Source organism: Mesorhizobium sp. B2-7-1, assembly GCF_006440735.1.
GTDB lineage: Bacteria > Pseudomonadota > Alphaproteobacteria > Rhizobiales > Rhizobiaceae > Mesorhizobium.
This window is the reverse complement of record NZ_VFUA01000199.1, coordinates 1-3526: the sequence shown is the minus strand read 5'-3', so window position 1 is coordinate 3526 and position 3526 is coordinate 1. Positions and strand designations below refer to the sequence as shown.

Below are 3526 nucleotides of genomic sequence, written 5' to 3'. Positions count from 1 at the left end.
TCCTGTCGGTCGGAATGGCTGCCGGTTGCATGTGCGGTTCACTGCCCCTTCAGTGCGACCGGAGACCTGCCACCGCCGGGAGTCGCTTATGCAACGTCCAGTCGCGGCCGCGGCGGCCGCCGAAAACGCTGTCATCACCAAGGCCACGCTGCGCGCGGCCGACCTGCTCGACATCACCGCCAGGACGCTCGCTTTGGTCATCGGCGTGTCGGAAGCGACGGTCTCGCGCATGCGCAAGCAGGAATTCCTGCTTGAACGGGGCACCAAGCCGTTCGAGCTGGCGGTGCTGTTCGTCCGCCTGTTCCGCTCGCTAGACGCCATCGTCGGTGGCGACAAGACCGTTGCCCGGGCGTGGCTGAAAAACTCCAACACCACGCTCGACGGCACGCCGATCGAGAAAATCCTGACGATTGCCGGATTGGTCGATGTCATTGCCTACCTGGACTCCCGGCGCGCTCTCGTCTGAGGCCGTCAGGCTCGAAGGCAAATACTGGCGGATGGTCGAGGCGCAGCACCGTGTCTCGACCCTCAAGCTCGTCGACACGCTCGACGAGCAGTCGCTGCTGGAGGACCTCATTGAGGACACCAAGCCGCAGATCCCGCTGGAGTGCCGCCATCTCCACTACCTGCTGGCGACGCCCTTTCGCTACGGCTCCGTCTATCCGTACGGCTCGCGCTTCCGCCGCGCAGGCAAGACCAAAGGCGTCTATTATGCCGCCGAGACGGTGCTGACGGCGGTGGCGGAAATGGCCTTCTACCGCTTGCTGTTCTTCGCGGAGTCGCCAGCGACGCCATGGCCGAACGACGCGGCGGAATACACCGCCTTCGCGGCGGCGATCAGATGCGACAGCGCGATCGACCTGACGCGGCCGCCGCTCGATCGCGACGAGAACGCCTGGACGCAGCCCACCGACTACACCGCCTGCCAGGCGATCGCCGATGTCGCGCGTGAGGCCGAGCTGCAGGCGATCCGCTACCGCTCGGTGCGCGATCCCAAGGGCGCCAACATCGCGCTGTTGACCTGCAAGGGCTTTGCCAAGGCCAAACCGCTCGAGCCGCAGACTTGGCGCATCCGGATCGGCTCCTTCGGCTTGCAGGCGATCTGCGAGTTCCCGGACAAGAGGCTCGAATTCTCACGCACCGCCTTTGCCGATCCGCGACTGGCCGGCATGCGCTGGGAGCGCGACCACTGAACTCGGAAAACTGTATCGATATTCGGGTCAGGGCGAGCCGAGAATGGTGGCTACCGAGAACCGGAGCGGAGCGTACTTGAAGTACGTGAGCACCGGAAGCGCTGGAAGCCGCCATTCGCAGGCCGGCCTCACCCGAATATCGATACAGTTTTAGGCCAGGATGTTGACCGCTCGCGCCGCCACCAACGCGATCGTCAGCAGCGAGATCATCGCTTCGGCCATCATCAGGAGCTTGGCGCGCTGCGTGAGCGGTAACGTGTCGGTCGGCGAGAACGCCGTGGCATTAGTGAAGGCCAGGAAGAAATAGTCGACGAAGCCCGGCAGCCAGCCCTGTGTCTCGCGGTCGGGCAGCGTCATTTGCGGGAACAGGAAGTCGGCCTGCGCGCGCTTGACCAGGCCACAGGTCGGCGGGCCGCCGCGGTCGGTGCTCCAGAACCATAGCGCGAAGACGATCACGTTGGTGACCCAGATGTTGAGGGCATCGACGAGCAGCGTCGTGCCGGCGCCGGCATGCCCTTCCAGCAGCGCTCGCACCAGGAAAACCAGCGATCCGCAATTCATGACGCTGATGACGCCGGTCATCACCAGTGCCGTGCGGCGGATATAGAGGCGCAACTGGCCGATCGCGTACCAATGCTCGTGGTCGACGGCGGTGCGCGTCTGCATCTGCGTCCATGCCGTCGCGATCGACAGTGGCAACAGCAGCGCCGCTTCCACCGTCGGGGCCAGCCAGCGCGGACCGAAGGACAGATTGTTGATGACCAGAAGCTGCAGGCAGATGATGACGAGGACCGCGGCGCGCGCCGACCAGAAATCGAGCCCACGGTGATGGATGACGGCATGCTGGTGGCGCATGGAGGAACCTGTATTGCTGGAGCCACGGCGCCCTGAGCCGGCTCCGGCAACGATCAACCGGCCCGTCCTGCCCGAAGCGCCGGCGACGGGTTCCGTCGCAATCTTGGTTTTACAATGTTGCGGAAGAATACATTTTCGTAAGCTTTTGCTATCGGACTGTTCAGCAACCCACCGGTGTGGTTTTAGGCCCGCATGTCGAGAACCAGCGAATCCGTTCCTCTTTGGCCTGCGGCGGGCGCGGCGGGAGACAGTCTGTCTTCCGCATGGAACGGCCTGGTCCGGCACCCGTGGCGGCTGCTGGCGCTTTTATGCCTGATCCAGATCGCTTGCTGGACCGTCATGCCGGCGATCGTCAACGTTGGACCGCCCGGCGACGTCGTCGAGGGTTTCATGTGGGGCCGCGAATGGGTGCTGTTGACCTACAAGCACCCGCAACTCCCGTGCTGGCTGCTCGAGATCAGTCATCTCCTGACCGGCTCATTCCGCTGGCCGCAATACATGGTGTCGCAACTGATGGTCTCGGCGACTTTCGTCCTGGTCTATCTGCTGGCGCGCGACATCATGGGCTCGACCCGCGCGCTCGCCGCCGTGCTGTTGATGCCCTCGATCTATTTTTTCGGCTGGCCCACCCCGCAATTCAACCATGACTACGCGCAGATGCCTTTCTGGGCCGCAATCTCGTGGCTGCTATGGCGCTCGGCGCGCGACGGACGGCCGGGCTGGTGGCTCGCCCTCGGCCTCGTTGCCGGCATAGGGCTCTATGCCAAATTCTCGACGGCTCTGCTGCTGGCCTTCGGCGGCATCTGGATTCTATACGACGCCCGTGCCCGAAGCCGGCTCGCGACCCCGTGGCCGTGGCTCGGCCTCGCGGTTTTTCTTGGCGTCGTGGCGCCGCTGGCGATGGAGCTTGTCCGCCTCGACTTCCTGCCGCTGACCTATGCCGAGCATCGCAACGCCTGGGTGATCGCCCACCGCGCCCGGCTTTACTATATCGGCGTTCAGCTTGCCGGGCTCGCCGCTGTTCCCGTCGTGCTTGCCATTTCCGGCCTGCTGCGACGGCAGCCCGGGCCCGCGCAAGAACCCTTGTCGGCCTACCCTCCTCCCGAACGGCGCGCGGTTGTCTACCTGGCTTGGATGGGTCTGGGGCCGGCGCTCCTGATCATGGTCGCATCGCTGTTTACCGGCACCGGCGAATCCTGGGGCGCGACGATGTACAATCTCGTCGGCGCGCTGGCGATCGCGCTCCTGGGCCACCGGCTGGGACAAAAAGAATTGCGCCGGTTGGCAGTGTTGGCGCTGCTATGCGTAGTCGGCGTGTCGAGCGCCTATGCGGTGACGCGCTGGACCAGCTGCAACATCCTCGGCCGCCTGCAGCCAATGTGCTGGCCGGCGCGGTCGATCTCGCAGACGGCCGATGCGATCTGGCACGAGGCGGTATCCGCGCCGCTGGGCATTGTCGGCGGCGACGACAGCGTGGC

Annotated in this window: 4 protein-coding genes; 3 read left to right on the top strand and 1 reads right to left on the bottom strand. The window is 64.9% G+C overall.

Annotation, left to right across the window (positions count from 1 at the left end; translation table 11 throughout):
* Positions 1-88: 88 nt before the first annotated feature.
* Positions 89-466: an MbcA/ParS/Xre antitoxin family protein gene (locus FJ471_RS34275; RefSeq protein WP_140811246.1), complete on the top strand. Its 378-nt coding sequence runs from the start codon at positions 89-91 to the stop codon at positions 464-466.
* On the top strand, positions 426-1193 hold the full coding sequence (locus FJ471_RS34270; protein WP_140811238.1) for an RES family NAD+ phosphorylase: 768 nt from the start codon (positions 426-428) through the stop codon (positions 1191-1193). Before FJ471_RS34275 ends, FJ471_RS34270 begins: the two co-directional genes overlap by 41 nt.
* A 150-nt stretch (positions 1194-1343) precedes the next feature.
* On the opposite strand, the gene FJ471_RS34265 is transcribed toward FJ471_RS34270, so the two are convergent.
* Positions 1344-2048, bottom strand: coding sequence for a hypothetical protein (locus FJ471_RS34265; protein ID WP_140811230.1), 705 nt, complete (start codon positions 2046-2048; stop codon positions 1344-1346).
* Positions 2049-2240: 192 nt separating this feature from the next.
* Between FJ471_RS34265 and FJ471_RS34260 the strand changes: the two genes are divergently transcribed.
* Positions 2241-3526, top strand: a 1286-nt coding sequence (locus tag FJ471_RS34260; protein WP_140811222.1) for a glycosyltransferase family 39 protein, incomplete at its 3' end; no start/stop codon positions are given.

Coding starts and splice junctions, on each gene's coding strand:
- FJ471_RS34275 (WP_140811246.1), top strand. CDS start 89: ATGCAACGTCCAGTCGCGGCCGCGGCGGCCGCCGAAAACGCTGTCATC.
- FJ471_RS34270 (WP_140811238.1), top strand. CDS start 426: ATGTCATTGCCTACCTGGACTCCCGGCGCGCTCTCGTCTGAGGCCGTC.
- FJ471_RS34265 (WP_140811230.1), bottom strand. CDS start 2,048: ATGCGCCACCAGCATGCCGTCATCCATCACCGTGGGCTCGATTTCTGG.